The organism is Streptomyces sp. NBRC 110611, from assembly GCF_001590865.1.
Classification (GTDB): Bacteria; Actinomycetota; Actinomycetes; order Streptomycetales; family Streptomycetaceae; genus Streptomyces.
This window is the reverse complement of record NZ_BBUY01000026.1, coordinates 1-15,205: the sequence shown is the minus strand read 5'-3', so window position 1 is coordinate 15,205 and position 15,205 is coordinate 1. Positions and strand designations below refer to the sequence as shown.

Below are 15,205 nucleotides of genomic sequence, written 5' to 3'. Positions count from 1 at the left end.
TTGGCCAGTTCCCTCGATCGGGTGGTCACGAGGTGCGACTTTTCAAGCTGGTGCCGTGACTGTGAAGGTTCGCGGGTCGATGGTCGCGCGACCAGATATCGGTTCTGTCCGGTATAGGGCTGTGGCACGATGCCGCGATAATCACCTCACCCGTACTGCCCGTCGTTCCCGCGGCGCAGCTCACCGCGGACTGACATCCCGCCCCACACTGCACCCAGCCGGTGCGCGGTCGCTGTCACAGGGCTGGCGCGTTCCCGTAGGACTTGCTGGGTTCCGTGAGGCCAGCGAGTGTGTGAGGGGACGCAGCCGCTCAGCGTCGCGGGCGAGCGTTGGTTGGCTCGACGAGGCGATCGTCGGAGAGTCGGGTGCCGGCCTGCTTGACGTGCTTCAGCACGGGTGAGACCTCCATGCTCTGTAGTCCGGTCAGGGACCCGACGCGCTCCGAAGTGAACTCGAACAGTTCGTCGAGGTCCCGGCAGTGTGCGACGGCGTGGATGTTCCAGGGCCCGGAAATGGCCGCGGCGAAGGTGATCTCGGGTTCCTGCGCGAGTGCGCGGCCCGCGCTCTTCACCGCCGACGGGTGCACGCGAAGCCAGAGGTTCGCACGAGCGTGATAACCCAAGGCCGCCGCGGCGGTCTCGACGTCGATGTGGACGACGCGGTGCCGGAGCAGAGCGTCAAGGCGTCGCGAGACGCGTCCAGGGGTGAGGCCGGCGGCTGCGGCGAGATCGACGAGGCTGGCGCGGCCATCCGCAGCGAGCGCATCGAGCATCTTCTCGTCCTCGGGCGTGAGGCGCAGTGGCTCGCGAGTGACGACCGGAGACTCGGTGAACGGGGGCCCGCCGCTCCCCAGCGCCGCTTCCTCCTCCGGGGACAGGGTGCCCTGTAGGGCGGACCAGTAGTGACCACGGCCTCCGAGGAACTGGCGGAGCATGGCGAAGGCGTTGATGTCGATCACCGCTGCGGTGCGGGGAAGCCGTTGCCCCAGGAGGTCCTCGCGTTGTTCCCGGGTCCGGGATCGCGTCGCGCAGGTGATCTCGCAGCCCGCCGCGCTCAGGGCCACCCAGCTGACGTCGTCACGCTTGGCGAGCGCGTCGGCGATCGCCACGACGCTGCCGGGGCGGCAGCGCAGTCGCACCAGCCACCTGCTCTGCCCCAGGGCGCCCGGGTTGACCACGCCGGTCACGCGGATGACGCCGTTGGCGCGCAGGCGCCGATATCGACGGTTGACGGCGCCCTCGGTCAGGCCGAGGGCGGTCGCGATCGAGGCGAACGAAGCCCGCGGAGCGATCTGTAGCGCCCGAATGATTCGTACATCGTGCGGCTGTATCGAAGCGGATTCCGTCATGAGCGCCCTTGTCATGTCGGCAAGCGTACAAACGAGCGCTCGTGGCTCGCCCGCGATGCGGTGCGGACGAAACGCTTGAAGCGCGCCGGATGAGGGGCCACGGCAGTGGGCACCGCCCTGCGCCGCCCCTGGGGCTTCGACGTGCCGGCTCAGGGGCCCGGACGGTGCCCGAACCAAGTACCACGCTCGAAGAACGGAGTTGACGCTGCATGCCATCGGCTGGCGCCGAACCGCACCCACCGACCGCTCTCCTCATCGGGGCCTCGCGCGGCCTCGGCCACGCGATGGCGGCGGAGTTCGTCGACGGGCTGGAACGTCGTCGGCACCGTCCGCGACACCACCGCCCGAACGCCGCCGTACGATCTCGCGGACCATGCCGAGGGACGGGTGGCCATCGAGCATCTCGATATCAACGACCCCGGCCACCTGCCCCCACTGCGCGAACGTCTGGCGCAACGCCGACTCGATGTGCTCTTCGTCAACGCGGGCACCACCAACAACGAGCAGACGCCCATCGGCGCGGTGGCGACCGCCGACTTCATGGACGTGATGGTCACCAACGCGCTCGGCCCCCTGCGCGTCATCGAAGCCCTCGAAGGCCTGGTGTCCCCGGCGGGACTCATCGGGGCGATGTCCTCTGGACAGGGCAGCATCACCAACAACACGGCCGGAGGCCGCGAGGTCTATCGAGGGAGCAAGGCAGCCCTGAACATGTTTCTGCGGAGCTTCGCGGCCCGGCAAGCCGGGACGCAGCGCGCCTTCGTGCTCATGGTGGCGCCGGGCTGGATACGCACCGCTCTGGGCGGGCCGGACGCGCCGTTCAGCTTCGAGGAGACCGTCCCCCGGCTGGGCACGCCCGGCCTGGCGTATCTGGACCGCTTCGGCCAGACCGTCCCTTGGCGAACCCCGCGGTTCACCCCAGCACTCACCGATCGCGACGTCGCCGACGTGGAATGCCTCAAAACTCAAGGAGGAGATCGTGCCGATCATCGCCATCGAAGAACACTGGAGCATGCCGGATCTGACGGCTGCCCTGCACGCCTTGCCGCACCCGGATGAGAGTCTCGTTCTCGGGGAGACGGACGACAACCGGGAGCGCTTGGAGGACCTGGAGGCGGGCCGCATCGCGGCGATGGACGCACAGGGCATCGACCTGTCGATCCTCGCCCTGACTCCGCCCGGAACCCAGGCGCTGCCTCCCGAAGAAGCCCTGGCGCTGAGTCGCGCCGCGAACGACGTGGCCGCGGCGGCCGTCGCCAGAAACCCCACCCGTTTTCGCTCGCTGTCCACCCTGCCCATGTCCTCACCGAAGGACGTTCCGGCCGAGCTGGAACGAGCCGCGGGTAGGGGGCACGTGGGAACCATGGTGTACGGAAGATCAGGGGACCTGTTTCTCGATGATCCCGTCTACGACGATTTCTTCGGCGCGGCGTCGGAACTCGGTCAGCCCGTGTTCCTGCACCCTCAACTGCCGTCGGGAGCTGTCCGTGACGCCTCATACCGCGGATTCGACCCCAGGACGGAACTCGCCCTGGCCACTTTCGGCTGGGGATGGCACATGGACACCGCGACGGCAGCGTTGCGGCTGATCCTCCGAGGTACTTTCGACCGTCATCCCGACCTTCAGGTCGTGCTCGGCCATTGGGGAGAGGCCTTGCTGTTCTGGCTGGACCGGGCAGACAGCATCTCCCGGACCGCCGGCCTGCGGCGCTCCGTATCCGACTACGTCCGGTCGAATTTCCACATCACCGCTTCCGGCATGCTCAACCCGGCACTCCTGCGGCATGCACTGTCGGTGACCTCGGTCGACCGTTTGCTCTTCGCCACCGACTACCCCTTCCAACGGCCGGCCGAAGAGGAGATCCGTTCGTTCCTGGGTTACTTCTCCTCCGAGACGGAACGCCGACAGTTCTCTTCTGCCAACGCCGCATCCCTATTTCGCATTGACCTGTAGACCTGGATCTTCACCATCAGCTGCCCTTCTCCGGGCCGCGGCTGGCGCCGCCGCGAGCGTGCCTCGGCCGCCCGTCAGCCACGTGTGGCGTTCAGGCAGCGGGCGGCGTGGGCGCGCAGGGCGTCGATGAGTTCGGGTGGGGCGTGGGTGAGGGTGAAATCGGCGTCGACCGAGGTGATCACCCAGGCGAGGTCACGGGGGTCTCGGCACCCAGGTGCAGCAAGCAACTGGTGTCGTCGACGGCTTCGATGACGCCCATGCCTGGCCAGATGCGGTCGGTGACCGCGGCGGCGGGCTCGTGCAGGGTGACGGTGGCCTGGAACGGCCAGGTTCGCGACGACAGCTGGTGGGCCAGATAGGTGGCCACGTCGGTGTCGGGAAGTTCGCGGGGGTGGAACCGCGGTCCGGTCACCCTGTGGGACGCGTCGGACCGGCGCCACCCCCGCGAGGCCGCCACCCTGCGCACCCGGGGCCCGGTGGCCTCACTGGCCTTGAGCCCACGTGCCCCGCTCCTGATCACGTCCGGAAACCAACCCCGGTTCACCGGCGGTATCGACGGCTGGGCGACGCTGTGGAACCTCAAGGGCGGACGGCCCGTGGAGGCCCGCTCGTACACCCTCAAGAGCTACACCTCCGCGGCCGTGGCGTCGTTCAGCCCGGACGGCAGACTGCTCGCGCTGCCGGGCGTGGGCAGCGGCCTGTTCGACATGGCCGACCCGAACCGGCCCCGTCACCTCAAGTGGGCCCCGGTGGCGGTGTTCCAGCAAGATACGGCGTTCAGCGCGCAACGCAGGCTGCTGGCGGTCGGCGAAAGCGTCGACCGGGTCGACGGTACGTCCCTGTCCGAGCCCGCCACTGAGCTCTCCGGCTCGCGCGGCCGTGGTGGCAGACGTGTGACCTTTCACCCCGAGGGCAGCCTGCTGGCCGCGACGGGCGACCAGGGCACGGCGGTGCTGTGGGACATCGGCGACCTGAAAAGCCCTCATATCGCAGGCGGGTTACCGCCCCTGGACGACAGGATCGAGGACGTGGCGTTCACCCCCGACGGCCGTACGTTGCTGACCGGCGGGGGCGACGGCACACTGCGCCTGTGGAGCCTCGGCACGCTGCCCGCCGCCGCCCACGATCCGCAGCGCCTGGCCTGCCAGGTGGCCGGCAGCGGCCTGGACCGCACGCAGTGGCGACGCCACGCGCCGGGGCATACCAGGACCCGTGCCGCTGACCACGGAGGCTGCTGCGGTCAACCGCTGGCCGCTGGCCGCTGGCCCCTTGACCGCAGCCGCCGACCGCGGCCGCACCCCGTACGCCGATCGTCGATTTTGGGACCAAAGTCCCTATGCGCTGCGGAAGATCACCGATTGCATGGCTGCCAAGAACGTTTCTCCGTTCTCCCCCTATAATCCGCCCCTATCGGATCGGGACCTCCATGAGCCATGTCTCCAGACGGCGTGTTCTCGCCCTCGCCCCTGCCGCCGGCCTCGCCGCAGCCGTCCCCGTCTCGCTGACCACCGCGGGCACCGCGGCAGCGGCACCCCGCAGGCAAAGCGCCCCGCAGGCCGCCTCGAAGCGGAAGGCGGCCGCCCGCTCGCTCCAGGAGATAACGGACGAGTGGGGGAAGTGGATGGCCCGGGAGCGGTTCCCGCGTTCCAACGGCTGCCGCTTCACCGCCTCCACGGACTACGGCAAGCAGAGCGCACTCGGCGATTACCACAAGTACCAGGTCAGCGCCAAGTACAGCGGCATCACCTACGACCCCAACGCCCCCTCGCCCGTGCCGGGTCAGGTCAGCTCCGTGACCACCAACTACCGCAACGGTTCGTCGGTCGAGCAGCAGGTCACGTACAAGCAGAGCAAGACGACCGAACAGGACCTGCGGATCTCCGTCACCGAGTCGCTGAAGATCGGCATATCCATGGAGGTCTCCGCCGAGATCCCGACCGTAGCCAAGGTCACCGAGACCACCTCGATCGAGACCAGCCTGTCCTCGACGCAGGAGTTCACCCACAAGGAGACCCAGAACTGGAGCGTCGACCTCCCCATCAAGATCCCGCCCAAGTCGGTCGTCGAGGCGTCCCTTGTGATCGGCACTCAGAAGTACGACATCGACTGGACGGCCACCGCGAGCATGTCGGGAGCCGTGGCGATCTGGTTCAACGACAAGGTCGACCTCAACCACGACGGTGACTACCACTGGCTCTGGTTCGTCCCCATCGAGGCGGTGTTCCGCGACTGCCGCACGTACTCGATCGTGGACACCACCGGCTACGAGATCACGCCGGACGGCGTGGACGCCTTCGCGAGCGGGAAGTTCAGCGGGGGCCAGGGCGTGTCCCTCAACGTGAACGTCGTCCAGAAGGAGCTCGACGGCGCCCGGCAGCGCAGCGCCCCGCAGTCGATCCCGGTCCCGCTCAGCCAGGACGGCAAGAAGGTCATCCACGCCGGCCGCTGACCGTCGAACGCGGCCGTTCCGGTGAACGGGTCCGGGGCGGACCCGTTCACCTCGGGCGGCGCACCTGGTTATCCGAACTGGCCGGGCTGGTAGTCGCCGGCGGGCATCTGGAGCATGACGTTGCCGCGGTTGAAGGCGTTGATGACGGTGATGACGCCCACGAGAGCGGCGAGCTGGTCCTCGTCGTAGTGCTTGGCCGCGTTCGCCCAGACCTCGTCCGGGACGCCGCCGGCCGCATCGGCGATGCGGGTGGCCTCCTCCGTCAGTTCCAGCGCGGCACGCTCGGCCTCGGTGAACACCGTGGCTTCGCGCCAGACCGCGACCAGGTTGAGACGCTCCGCGGACTCTCCGGCGTGTACGGCGTCCTTGAAGTGCATGTCGGTGCAGAAGCCGCAGCCGTTGATCTGGCTGGCGCGGAGCTTCACCAGCTCCTGTGTCGAGGCCGGCAGGGTCGAGTCCTCGAGTGCCTTGCCCGCGGCGATGATGTGCTTGAAGACCTTGCCCAGGACCGGGCTGGTGAACGGGTTGAGACGTGCTTCCATGATGCGCTCCCATGCTGTTGTCCGGCGATTACACACCTTTGACGGGGCGGCTCGGTGAGTTGTGACATCGCAGCCTGTGACGTGCGTCTCAAGGCCGTGGCCGGGTGGGCCGAAAGGGGCGAGCGGCCCCGCCGTCCTGGCCGTTCGGCCCGTGTCATGCGGGACCGGCCCGGGCCGACGGTGTTGGGTGGTGTCCGATCCGTCAACAGAGGCCAGGCCACCACCCCCGAGGCGCGTACGGAGGACCCCATGCATGACGCCATGCCCGACCCCCTGCACGAGGCCGCGGCCGGTCACCCCGCGGCGGTGAGCCCGGCGGAGCTGCGGAGCCTGGACGCCCACTGGCGGGCCGCGAACTACCTGGCCGTCGGCCAGGTCTACCTGATGGCCAACCCCTTGCTGACCGAGCCGCTGCGTCCGGAGCACGTCAAGCCCCGGCTGCTGGGCCACTGGGGCACCTCACCGGGATTGAATCTCGTCCACACCCACCTGAACCGGGTCATCAAGGCCCGCAGCCTGGACGCGCTGTGCGTGTGGGGTCCGGGCCACGGGGGGCCTGCGGTGGTGGCCAACTCCTGGCTGGAAGGCTCGTACACCGAGGTCTACCCGAGTGTCACCAGGGATGCGGCCGGTATGGCCCGGCTCTTCCGGCAGTTCTCCTTCCCCGGCGGCGTCCCCAGCCACGTCGCGCCGGAGACACCCGGTTCGATCCACGAGGGCGGGGAGCTGGGCTACTCCCTCGCGCACGCCTACGGCGCCGCCCTGGACAACCCCGGTGTGCTGGTGGCCTGCGTCATCGGTGACGGTGAGGCGGAGACCGGGCCGCTGGCCGCGGCGTGGCACTCCAACAAGTTCCTGGACCCGGTCCACGACGGCGCGGTGCTGCCGATCCTCCACCTGAACGGCTACAAGATCGCCAATCCCACGGTGCTGGCCCGCCTGCCCGAAGCCGAGCTGGACGACCTGCTGCGCGGCTACGGCCACCGGCCCCTCCACGTCACCGGTGACGACCCGCCGGCCGTCCATGCGGCGATGGCGGCCGCGCTGGACACCGCCCTCGACCACATCAGCACCCTGCAGCGCACGGCCCGCGACGAAGGGGGCACCGAGCGCGCTCGGTGGCCGATGATCGTGCTCCGCACCCCCAAGGGCTGGACCGGGCCACGCGAGGTGGACGGCGTTCCCGTCGAGGGCACCTGGCGCGCACACCAGGTGCCCCTCGCCGAGGTGCGCACCAACCCCGGCCACCTGCGGCAGCTGGAGGAGTGGCTGCGCTCCTACCGGCCCGAGGAGCTGTTCGACGACCACGGCCGCCCCCGCCCGCCGGTACTCGCCCACATCCCCGACGGCGACCAGCGGCTCGGCGCCGCCCCGCGCGCCAACGGCGGCCGGCTCGTACGCGACCTGCCCATCCCGCCGCTGGAGCGGTACGCGGTCCCGGTGGAGGGCCCGGGGAGCAGCCTGCACGAACCCACCGCTGTCCTCGGCAGCCTCCTGCAACAGGTGATGGCCGACACCGCCGAACGGCGTGACTTCCGCGTGGTCGGCCCGGACGAGACCGCCTCCAACCGGCTCCAGGCCCTCTACGGAGCCACCGGCAAGGCATGGGAGGCCGAGGTGCTGCCGACCGACGAGCACCTGGCCCGCGGCGGCCGGGTGATGGAGATCCTCTCCGAACACACCTGCCAGGGCTGGCTGGAGGGCTACCTGCTCACCGGCCGGCACGGCCTCTTCTCCTGCTACGAGGCGTTCGTCCACATCGTCGACTCCATGGCCAACCAGCACATCAAATGGCTGCGTACGTCCCACCGCCTGCCCTGGCGCGCCCCGGTCGCCTCGCTGAACTACCTGCTCACCTCCCACGTGTGGCGTCAGGACCACAACGGCTTCTCCCACCAGGACCCCGGCTTCGTCGACCACGTCCTGAACAAGGCGCCCGAGGTGGTACGGGTGTATCTGCCGCCGGACGCCAACACCCTGCTGGCGGTCGCCGACCACGTGCTGCGCAGCCGCGACCTGGTCAACGTCGTGGTCGCGGGCAAACAGCCCTGTTTCGACTGGCTGTCGCTGGAGGAGGCCCGGGCCCACTGCGCCCGCGGCGCGGGGATCTGGGCCTGGGCCGGCACCGACGACGGCAGCCGAGAGCCGGACATCGTGCTGGCCTGCGCCGGAGACGTCCCCACCCTGGAGGTGGTCGCGGCCGCCGGCCTGCTGCGGCAGCACCTGCCCGACCTGACGGTACGGGTGGTCAACGTCGTCGACATCGCCCGTCTGATGCCCACCTCCGCCCACCCGCACGGCATGCCCGATGCCGCCTTCGACGCCCTGTTCACCCGCGACAAGCCGGTGATCTTCGCCTACCACGGCTACCCGTGGCTGATCCACCGCCTGGCCTACCGTCGGGCCGTCCATCCGCACCTGCACGTGCGCGGGTACAAGGAGGAGGGCACCACTACGACACCGTTCGACATGGTGGTCCGCAACGACCTGGACCGCTACCGGCTGGTCATGGACGTCATCGACCGGGTGCCCGGTCTCGGCGTACGCGTCGCGCAACTGCGCCAGGAGATGGCAGCCGTCCGCTTCCGCCACCAGGACTGGATCCGCGAGTACGGCACCGACCTGCCCGAGGTCGCCGAGTGGAGCTGGTGCGGACAGGAACCGGCGGACCGACCGTGAAGACGCCGTGGCAATCAGACCGCGGCAATCAGACCGTGGCAATCAGGAGGACAAGGCGACGGGCCGGTGGTCAGCCGAGGGCGTCGCGTCGTGCTGTACCCCACTCCCACATGCTGCGCATCACCGGCTCCAGCGTCCGGCCCTGGGCGGTCAGGACGTAGCGGACCCGGGGAGGCCAACCGGGGGTGCGGTGGCGTTCGATGACGCCCGCATCGGTCAGCTGGGCCAGCCGGTCGGAGAGGACCTTGTCCGAGAGGGCGGGCAGGGCGGCGGACAGCTCGGAGTAAGTGGCCCGACCGCGGCGCAGGAACTCGCGGAGTACCAGCGGTGTCCATCGGCCGGCCAGGGCGGCGAGGGTGATGTCGATGGGGCAGCGCGGTTCGCGGCCCGGTGGCACGAGGGCGCTGTCCGGACAGTCTGCCAGCGGTCCGTCCTGGTCACCACGGCTTGCCGGCGGTACCTCCTGATCACCCGCCGGTGCGTGGCCAACCATTTGGTGAGTCACGAAGTCCCCTCCTAACGTCCGTTGCGAACAGCCCGCCCACTTCCCACCAGGGGGACTTGATGCGCGTCCATCACCTCAACTGTGGTTCGCTCCGGAAGATTCCCCCGCTCGGCGAAGGGCTCACGGCAGGCGCCGCGCACCGTGAACGGGCCGCCGTCTGCCATTGCCTGCTGATCGAGACGGACTCGGACGGGCTGGTCCTGGTGGACACCGGACTTGGCACCGCCGACGTCCAGCACCCCGACGCGTCGCTGGGCGCGGACTGGGTGGCCTATGCCCAGCCCGTGCTGGACCCCGAGGAGAGCGCGCTGCGCCAGGTCGTCCGCCTCGGGTACGCGCCGCAGGACGTGCGGCACATCGTGCTCACCCACCTGCACCGTGACCACACGGGAGGTCTTCCGGACTTCCCGCACGCACAGGTGCATGTGCACCCCGACGAGTACCGGGCCGTCACCGACCCTGCGGCACCGCACCATCAGGACACCCTCGACCGGTTCATGCCGGCCCACCGTGCGCACGGCCCGCTGCTGACGCCCGCACGCGTGGACGAGCATGCGGAGTGGTTCGGCATCCCGGGCGTGGCGCGCCCGCAGGGGCCGGCCTGCGAGCTGCTGCTGGTGCCGCTGGCCGGCCACTCGGCGGCACACGCGGGAGTCGCCGTGCGCGACGGCGACGGGAGGTGGCTGCTGCACGCGGGCGACGCGTACATGTACCACGGCGAGATCGAGTGCACCCCGCCCCTTGCGCATCCGGTTTTCGAGCCGGTCCAGCAGGGAGCACAGGTCGATGCCGCGGCTCGCGTCGCGGCCCGCGATCGACTGCGCGGCCTCCACCGCGACCACGCGGACGAGGTCACCGTCTTCAGCGCACACGACCCGTGGGAGTTCGCCCGCGTCGCCGCGATGGTGCCGGAGAGCCGGTCCGACGCCGACGCGTAGCCGCCCGTCGTCGCCGCGCATCGCGAGGCCGGACGGTTCAGTCCTCGTCGTCGGCGTCCCCCTCGTAGCTGACGTTGCCGTCCTCGTCGAGCGACGGATGGATGCGGTCGGGGTGGTGGCTGTTGGTGTCGGACGGGCGTGGTCCTTCGGGTCCGTCGGGGCCCCAGCGCAGCAGGCGGCGGGCGCGGCCGATCCGGTAGACGGTGCCGTGGACCTCGAGCTGGTTGATCCGGCCGGCCCGGAGCTGGTCGGAGGCCCTGGCGTACGCGGCCAGCTCCGAGTCCGCGGTGGCGGCGCCGTCGGCGATCAGGGTGCGGGCGTCGATCTCCGCGCCAGGGTTCATGGGGATGAGCCCGCGCATGCGTGGCTCCCAATAGGTCAGGGAGAAGTCCAGTGTCTTGCGGGCCTCTTGAGCAGTGGCGTGCAGTCCGCTGCCCGGTTTCCAGCCCGTGCCGGTCCGCTCCACGATCAGGAACGTCGCGGGCAGCAGCAGGACGTCGGGGTGGGTGTCCAGAGCCCGGTGCGAGTCGGCCAGCACGTCGTCGGGGTACGGGGAACCGGCGTAGGCCATGCCGCGCAGCGTCAGCCGTTCCGCGGCCTGGGAGGGGGTGACCGGCGCGTCCGGATCCAGGACCAGACCGTCATCGATCTCCGCCTCCCGGGAGCCCCGGTCCCAGTCGGGGGTGGCAGGTTCCGGATCGGTCGGACGCGGCAGCTCGATGCCGTCCGCACCGATACCGGCGTACTCCTCGGCACGCACGATGCGGTAGCGGGTCCCGAGTACGGTGAGTTCGTCGACGCGCTCGCTCTCCAACCGGGCGACGGCCGCCAGCAGCGCACGACGCTCCTCCCTGTCCTGGGTCTCGTCCTTCGCCCGGAACCACAACAGCGAGTTCAGGCTGTCGCGGGCCTGCTGCGGGCAGCCCTGCGTCACCGCGACCACCACCCGCCACCGCGGCCCGTCCTGCGCACCCTGCGAGGCCACCCCGAACCGTGGGCCACGCACGGCCACGTTGCCGGCCTCCGCCAAGGCGTCGACCGCGTCCGCCTCCACCGCGGCCTCCACCGGTTCCACCGGAATCCGCACCATCACCGGCCGCGCCCCGCCCGGCCGCACATCCTCAGGGTCCATGTCCCCATCCTGCCGACCACGGCGCACCGGCATCACGGGTTTCCTCATTCCCGCCGCTGCCAGCACTGCCACGCCTACGGTGTCCACGGTCACGCGCGGCGAGCAAGCCTTCCGGGAATCGGCAAGCAAGCCTCTCCGAATCGGCGAGAGTATCGGTGCGGCTTCCGGTGTGCCCGTAGAGTGGACAGTCGCACCAGCCGGAGCGGGGAGGTTGTGCGCCCATGCCGCGTACGGTCGACAGGTACGTACCGATGGCACTGCAGTTCTGGGAGCGGGGACGCCGGTACGAGGACCAGGGCAGACCCGTTCTGGCGTCCCGGAGCTACACCCGCGGTCTCGGCTGTTTCCTCTCGTACGTGAAGCTTGCCCAGGACGTGCAACTGGCGCCCGCGTACTACGCGTTCGGCACCCTCGGCAGGGAACTAGCCAGGCTGCTGGCCCCCATGCACCGGCTCAGCGCCCTGCAGAACGCCCGGATGGCGCTGGCCGCCTCTCATCTGGCCGATCCGACGCGCGGGCAGGCAGGGCTGATCCGGCGGGCGGTGCGGGACGACCGGGGCCGGGGCATGTACCAGCTGACACTGGACCGGCGCCGGCTGGAACTCACCCCCGAGGTACGGATCGCCGGTGCCGCCGACGCGCGGGACCTGCTGGCCTCCCTGCTCGGCACCGGCCCCACGCGGCGCAGCGCCCAGGGCCGGTGGCCGATCGGCAGCGGCGCGCGGCTGGGGAGGGGGCGGCGCGCGTACTGGCAGGAGAAGAAGCGCTACATGCAGGCGGTACTGCCCAGCTGCGCGGGGCTCGACGAGCGGCGCGAGCGTGCGCGCCTCCGGCAGGAGGCAGATGCCTTCTTTGCCGAACTGCGCCGTGTGGCACCGGGCTTCGACCCGGGTCCACGCCCGGAACGGGAGAAGGAGGAAGTGCAGCGGCGGCTCCATGAGGAGGTGAGGCGACGGCTGGAAGGGCGAGGCGACCCGGCGCCGGGAGAGGTGCTGGAGCGCCTGCGCCGGGCCGGCGGCGAACCGTTCGGAAAGGGGGACGAGCCCTCGTGACCAGGCAGCACATGCGCGCACCCCTGCAGACGGCGCTCGCCGCGTGGCGGCAGGCGCGCGGTGTGGCGGAAGGCGCCAACCCACGGCGTACGGGCCTGGCCTACCACCGGGCCGTCAACCACCTGCAGTTCTACGTCAGCCTCCTCCGGGTCGGCCCGCGCCCCAAGGGCGAAGTGCGCGACGAACTGCGCGCCGCCTGCCACGCCCTGTCCGTACTGGGCCGCGAGTCCGTGCCGACGGTCGTCGCCGCGGGGGCCACGCACTACGTGGCGATCCACGCCCGGATCGCTCTTGCCGCCGCTCACCTGGCGGACCCCGCACACGGCGAGGCCTCCCGGGTGGCATCCGCCCTGGCAGGCCCCGCGCTCGAGCGCTTCGATCCCGACGGGGTGGGGGGTGTCCCACCGCGGGAGCGGATCGCGGGCGCGGCCGACGTCCGGATGCTGCTGGCCGGTGTGGTGGCCGGACGGCCGCCCGGCCGCGGGGCCGCCGGCGAGCCCTGGCTCGTCACCGACGACGCGAGCGCCGGATTCCGGGCCGCGTACCGTGACCGGCGGCTCTTTCGCCGTGCCGTACTGCCGAGCTGCGCGGGTCTCGACCCGGCCGCGGAGGCGCTGCGGCTCGGCACGGAGAGCGTCGGTCTCCATACGGCGCTCGCCCGGGAGATTCCCGCCCATGCGGCCGAACGTGAGCGTGCCCGGGGGGAGTTGAGACTCCTCGCTCGGCGCCTCGGCCGCACCGTGCCCCCGGTGGGGTGAGGTGCGGTGTCGCAGTGGGCGCAGGCGTTCGGCGTCCTCGGTGCCGTGGTCATGGCGGCCTTCGGCGGGGCGAACTGGCGCCTTCCGTTCCTCGAGCGCTACCGGATTCTCGGGCTCGGCTTCGGTCTCCTCGTCTGGGTCCTCGCCCGGTTCGACGCGCCCGGGTTCAAGGCGCCCCAGTGGTACCAGTCGGTGGGTGCCGCCGCGATGCTCCTGGCCGGGGCGTCCGGCCTGGCGCAGGCGTGGCAGGGGCGCCGGCGGGGCGATCGCGAAGCGGGGGACGACGGCCCCTCGCGGGCCGCCGGCGCCGCCGCGTACCTGCGCCGGTACTTCCAGCGGGGCGCCCTCGAAGCGCTGGACGCCGCCGTCGAGGAGTACCGGGCCGCGGTGCGCGCGACGGCGGGTACGGGACCCCAACTACTCCATCAAGCCAGCCTGTTGAAGGCCCTGCGGATCCGCTACGAGCGCCTCCTCGACCGGGCCGACCTGGACGAAGCCGTACGACTGGGCAGGCAGGCCCGCTCCCTGCGCGGCCCCAGGTCACACCGTGCGCTGCTGCTCACCGAGTTGAGCACGGCACTGCGCCTGCGCCACGACCACACCGGGGCCTCGGACGACCTGGCAGAGGCCCGCGGCTGCGGCGAGGCGGCGCTCGCGCTGCTCCACCCCCGGCAGCTCCTGTTCCCGCTGTGCAGTTCCCGCCTCAGCGCCGTATGGCAGAGCAGGTACGAACACACCGGGGACCCGCGCCATCTCGATACCGCTCTGACACGGCTGCGCGCAGCACTGGACTCGGCCGCCGAACGCGGCTACGCGCGCGACGCCGACGAGATCCGCCTGTGCTACCTGCTCACCCGGCGCGGCCACGGCGCCGCGCGGGCCCGCGACCTCTCCGAAGCGGTGGCCGCCGGCCGCCGGGCCCTCGCCCGGATCGCCCCCACCAGTCCCTTGTACGCGCCGTGTCTGCACCACCTCTCGGTGGCGCTGCGCACCGCCCACGACGCGTCCCCACCGGACCCGACGTCGTACCGCACATACCGCATCAGAAGTGACCACGCGCAGCTGGAGCACGCCGAGGACCTTGCCCGCCAGGCCCTGCTGCGGCCCGCGGCCGAAGCGCCGGAGACCGCTCGCTACCACCTCAACCACGCGCTCACCCTGCACGCCCTGCACCGTGTGCAGCCGGACCGCGGCCGCCTGGACCAGGCGCTCGAGGCGGCGCGGACCGCGGCGCTGCACCCCACGGCCGACGTACCGACCCGGGTGCGTGCGGGCCTCGTCCACAGCGACATCGCGACCACCGAGAACCTCCCGGCACAGGCCGTGGCGGCCCTTGAGAACGTGATCGAGCTGCTGCCGCGCCTCGCCTCGCACGAACTGGAGCGCACCGACCAGGAACAGCAGATCGCCCGCTGGCCCGGCATCGCCGTGGCGGCGGCCACCAGCGCCCTGGAGGCCGGCGAACCGGCGAAGGCCGCCGTCCTGCTGGAGCACGGCCGCGGCGTCCTGCTCTCCCGTACGCTCGCGCTGCGCACCGACCTCACCGCCCTGCGCGCCGCGCACCCCGAACTGGCCGAAGAACTCGCCGCGTTGCGTACCCAGCTCGCCATGGCAGGAACCGGCCCGAGCGCGGAACGTCTCCGCCGGGCCCGCCGCGCCCAGGACGAACGCTGGCATCGGCTGCTGCGGCGCATCCACGACCAGCCGGGCTTCGAGGACTTCGCCCTCCCGCCCACCGCCGACCGGCTGCGCGCCCAGGGCGCACAGGGCCCGCTGATCTATCTGAACGTCTCCGCACAGCGCTCCGACGCGATCGTCGTCACCGCGGACGGCATCCGCGCGGTGCCG

General features: G+C 71.1%; 13 protein-coding genes and 1 pseudogene. 9 read left to right on the top strand and 5 right to left on the bottom strand.

The genetic code is table 11. The annotated features are described in order from the left end of the window. Window positions 1-310 precede the first annotated feature (310 nt). The gene (locus AZE13_RS30795) at window positions 311-1,363 is read right to left on the bottom strand and encodes an Lrp/AsnC family transcriptional regulator (RefSeq protein WP_066939378.1); all 1,053 of its coding nucleotides are present in this window, start codon (window positions 1,361-1,363) and stop codon (window positions 311-313) included. 194 nt (window positions 1,364-1,557) lie between these two features. Here AZE13_RS30795 and AZE13_RS30790 point away from each other — a divergent pair. Together AZE13_RS30790 and AZE13_RS30785 are read left to right on the top strand one after the other, a co-directional pair. Beyond that, window positions 1,558-2,248: pseudogene (locus AZE13_RS30790) on the top strand (SDR family oxidoreductase); the annotation flags it as partial. A 79-nt stretch (window positions 2,249-2,327) separates the two neighbouring features. Further along, window positions 2,328-3,302 carry an amidohydrolase family protein gene (locus AZE13_RS30785; RefSeq protein WP_079124543.1) on the top strand — a complete coding sequence of 325 codons (975 nt, stop codon included), beginning with the start codon at window positions 2,328-2,330 and terminating at the stop codon, window positions 3,300-3,302. Between the two features lie 178 nt (window positions 3,303-3,480). Here AZE13_RS30785 and AZE13_RS37250 read toward each other — a convergent pair whose 3' ends face one another. Beyond that, entirely contained in the window at window positions 3,481-3,669 is a 189-nt protein-coding gene (locus AZE13_RS37250; RefSeq protein WP_066939373.1) for a hypothetical protein, read from the bottom strand. Window positions 3,670-3,673: 4 nt separating this feature from the next. Between AZE13_RS37250 and AZE13_RS30775 the strand changes: the two genes are divergently transcribed. Then, window positions 3,674-4,702 carry a WD40 repeat domain-containing protein gene (locus AZE13_RS30775; RefSeq protein WP_181690500.1) on the top strand — a complete coding sequence of 343 codons (1,029 nt, stop codon included), beginning with the start codon at window positions 3,674-3,676 and terminating at the stop codon, window positions 4,700-4,702. Between the two features lie 26 nt (window positions 4,703-4,728). Next, window positions 4,729-5,751, top strand: coding sequence for an ETX/MTX2 family pore-forming toxin (locus AZE13_RS30770; RefSeq protein WP_066939367.1), 1,023 nt, complete (start codon window positions 4,729-4,731; stop codon window positions 5,749-5,751). A gap of 68 nt (window positions 5,752-5,819) precedes the next feature. Here the strand turns inward: AZE13_RS30770 and AZE13_RS30765 are convergent, their stop codons facing one another. Beyond that, on the bottom strand, window positions 5,820-6,293 hold the full coding sequence (locus AZE13_RS30765) for a carboxymuconolactone decarboxylase family protein (RefSeq protein WP_066939364.1): 474 nt from the start codon (window positions 6,291-6,293) through the stop codon (window positions 5,820-5,822). Between the two features lie 261 nt (window positions 6,294-6,554). Here AZE13_RS30765 and AZE13_RS30760 point away from each other — a divergent pair, with 261 nt between their 5' ends. Beyond that, window positions 6,555-8,972: a phosphoketolase gene (locus AZE13_RS30760; protein ID WP_066939461.1), complete on the top strand. Its 2,418-nt coding sequence runs from the start codon at window positions 6,555-6,557 to the stop codon at window positions 8,970-8,972. Window positions 8,973-9,042: 70 nt separating this feature from the next. On the opposite strand, the gene AZE13_RS30755 is transcribed toward AZE13_RS30760, so the two are convergent. Next, entirely contained in the window at window positions 9,043-9,369 is a 327-nt protein-coding gene (locus AZE13_RS30755; protein WP_258528097.1) for a winged helix-turn-helix transcriptional regulator, read from the bottom strand. 167 nt (window positions 9,370-9,536) lie between these two features. Between AZE13_RS30755 and AZE13_RS30750 the strand changes: the two genes are divergently transcribed. After that, entirely contained in the window at window positions 9,537-10,415 is an 879-nt protein-coding gene (locus tag AZE13_RS30750) for an MBL fold metallo-hydrolase (protein ID WP_066939361.1), read from the top strand. Window positions 10,416-10,452: 37 nt separating this feature from the next. Here the strand turns inward: AZE13_RS30750 and AZE13_RS30745 are convergent, their stop codons facing one another. Beyond that, entirely contained in the window at window positions 10,453-11,547 is a 1,095-nt protein-coding gene (locus AZE13_RS30745) for a DUF5954 family protein (protein WP_066939358.1), read from the bottom strand. Window positions 11,548-11,768: 221 nt separating this feature from the next. On the opposite strand from AZE13_RS30745, the gene AZE13_RS30740 reads away from it, so the two are divergent. The 3 genes from AZE13_RS30740 to AZE13_RS30730 form a co-directional block, all read left to right on the top strand. Further along, window positions 11,769-12,599 carry a hypothetical protein gene (locus AZE13_RS30740; protein ID WP_066939355.1) on the top strand — a complete coding sequence of 277 codons (831 nt, stop codon included), beginning with the start codon at window positions 11,769-11,771 and terminating at the stop codon, window positions 12,597-12,599. Further along, complete coding sequence (locus tag AZE13_RS30735) at window positions 12,596-13,357, top strand: hypothetical protein (RefSeq protein ID WP_066939352.1); 762 nt, start codon at window positions 12,596-12,598, stop codon at window positions 13,355-13,357. Before AZE13_RS30740 ends, AZE13_RS30735 begins: the two co-directional genes overlap by 4 nt. 6 nt (window positions 13,358-13,363) lie before the next feature. Continuing rightward, window positions 13,364-15,205, top strand: a 1,842-nt coding sequence (locus tag AZE13_RS30730; RefSeq protein ID WP_398780268.1) for a hypothetical protein, incomplete at its 3' end; no start/stop codon positions are given.

What these genes read in the sequence shown, in the direction of transcription:
- AZE13_RS30795 (WP_066939378.1), bottom strand. Translation starts at nt 1,363, where the DNA reads ATGACAAGGGCGCTCATGACGGAATCCGCTTCGATACAGCCGCACGAT.
- AZE13_RS30770 (WP_066939367.1), top strand. Translation starts at nt 4,729, where the DNA reads ATGAGCCATGTCTCCAGACGGCGTGTTCTCGCCCTCGCCCCTGCCGCC.
- AZE13_RS30765 (WP_066939364.1), bottom strand. Translation starts at nt 6,293, where the DNA reads ATGGAAGCACGTCTCAACCCGTTCACCAGCCCGGTCCTGGGCAAGGTC.
- AZE13_RS30760 (WP_066939461.1), top strand. Translation starts at nt 6,555, where the DNA reads ATGCCCGACCCCCTGCACGAGGCCGCGGCCGGTCACCCCGCGGCGGTG.
- AZE13_RS30750 (WP_066939361.1), top strand. Translation starts at nt 9,537, where the DNA reads ATGCGCGTCCATCACCTCAACTGTGGTTCGCTCCGGAAGATTCCCCCG.
- AZE13_RS30745 (WP_066939358.1), bottom strand. Translation starts at nt 11,547, where the DNA reads ATGGACCCTGAGGATGTGCGGCCGGGCGGGGCGCGGCCGGTGATGGTG.
- AZE13_RS30740 (WP_066939355.1), top strand. Translation starts at nt 11,769, where the DNA reads ATGCCGCGTACGGTCGACAGGTACGTACCGATGGCACTGCAGTTCTGG.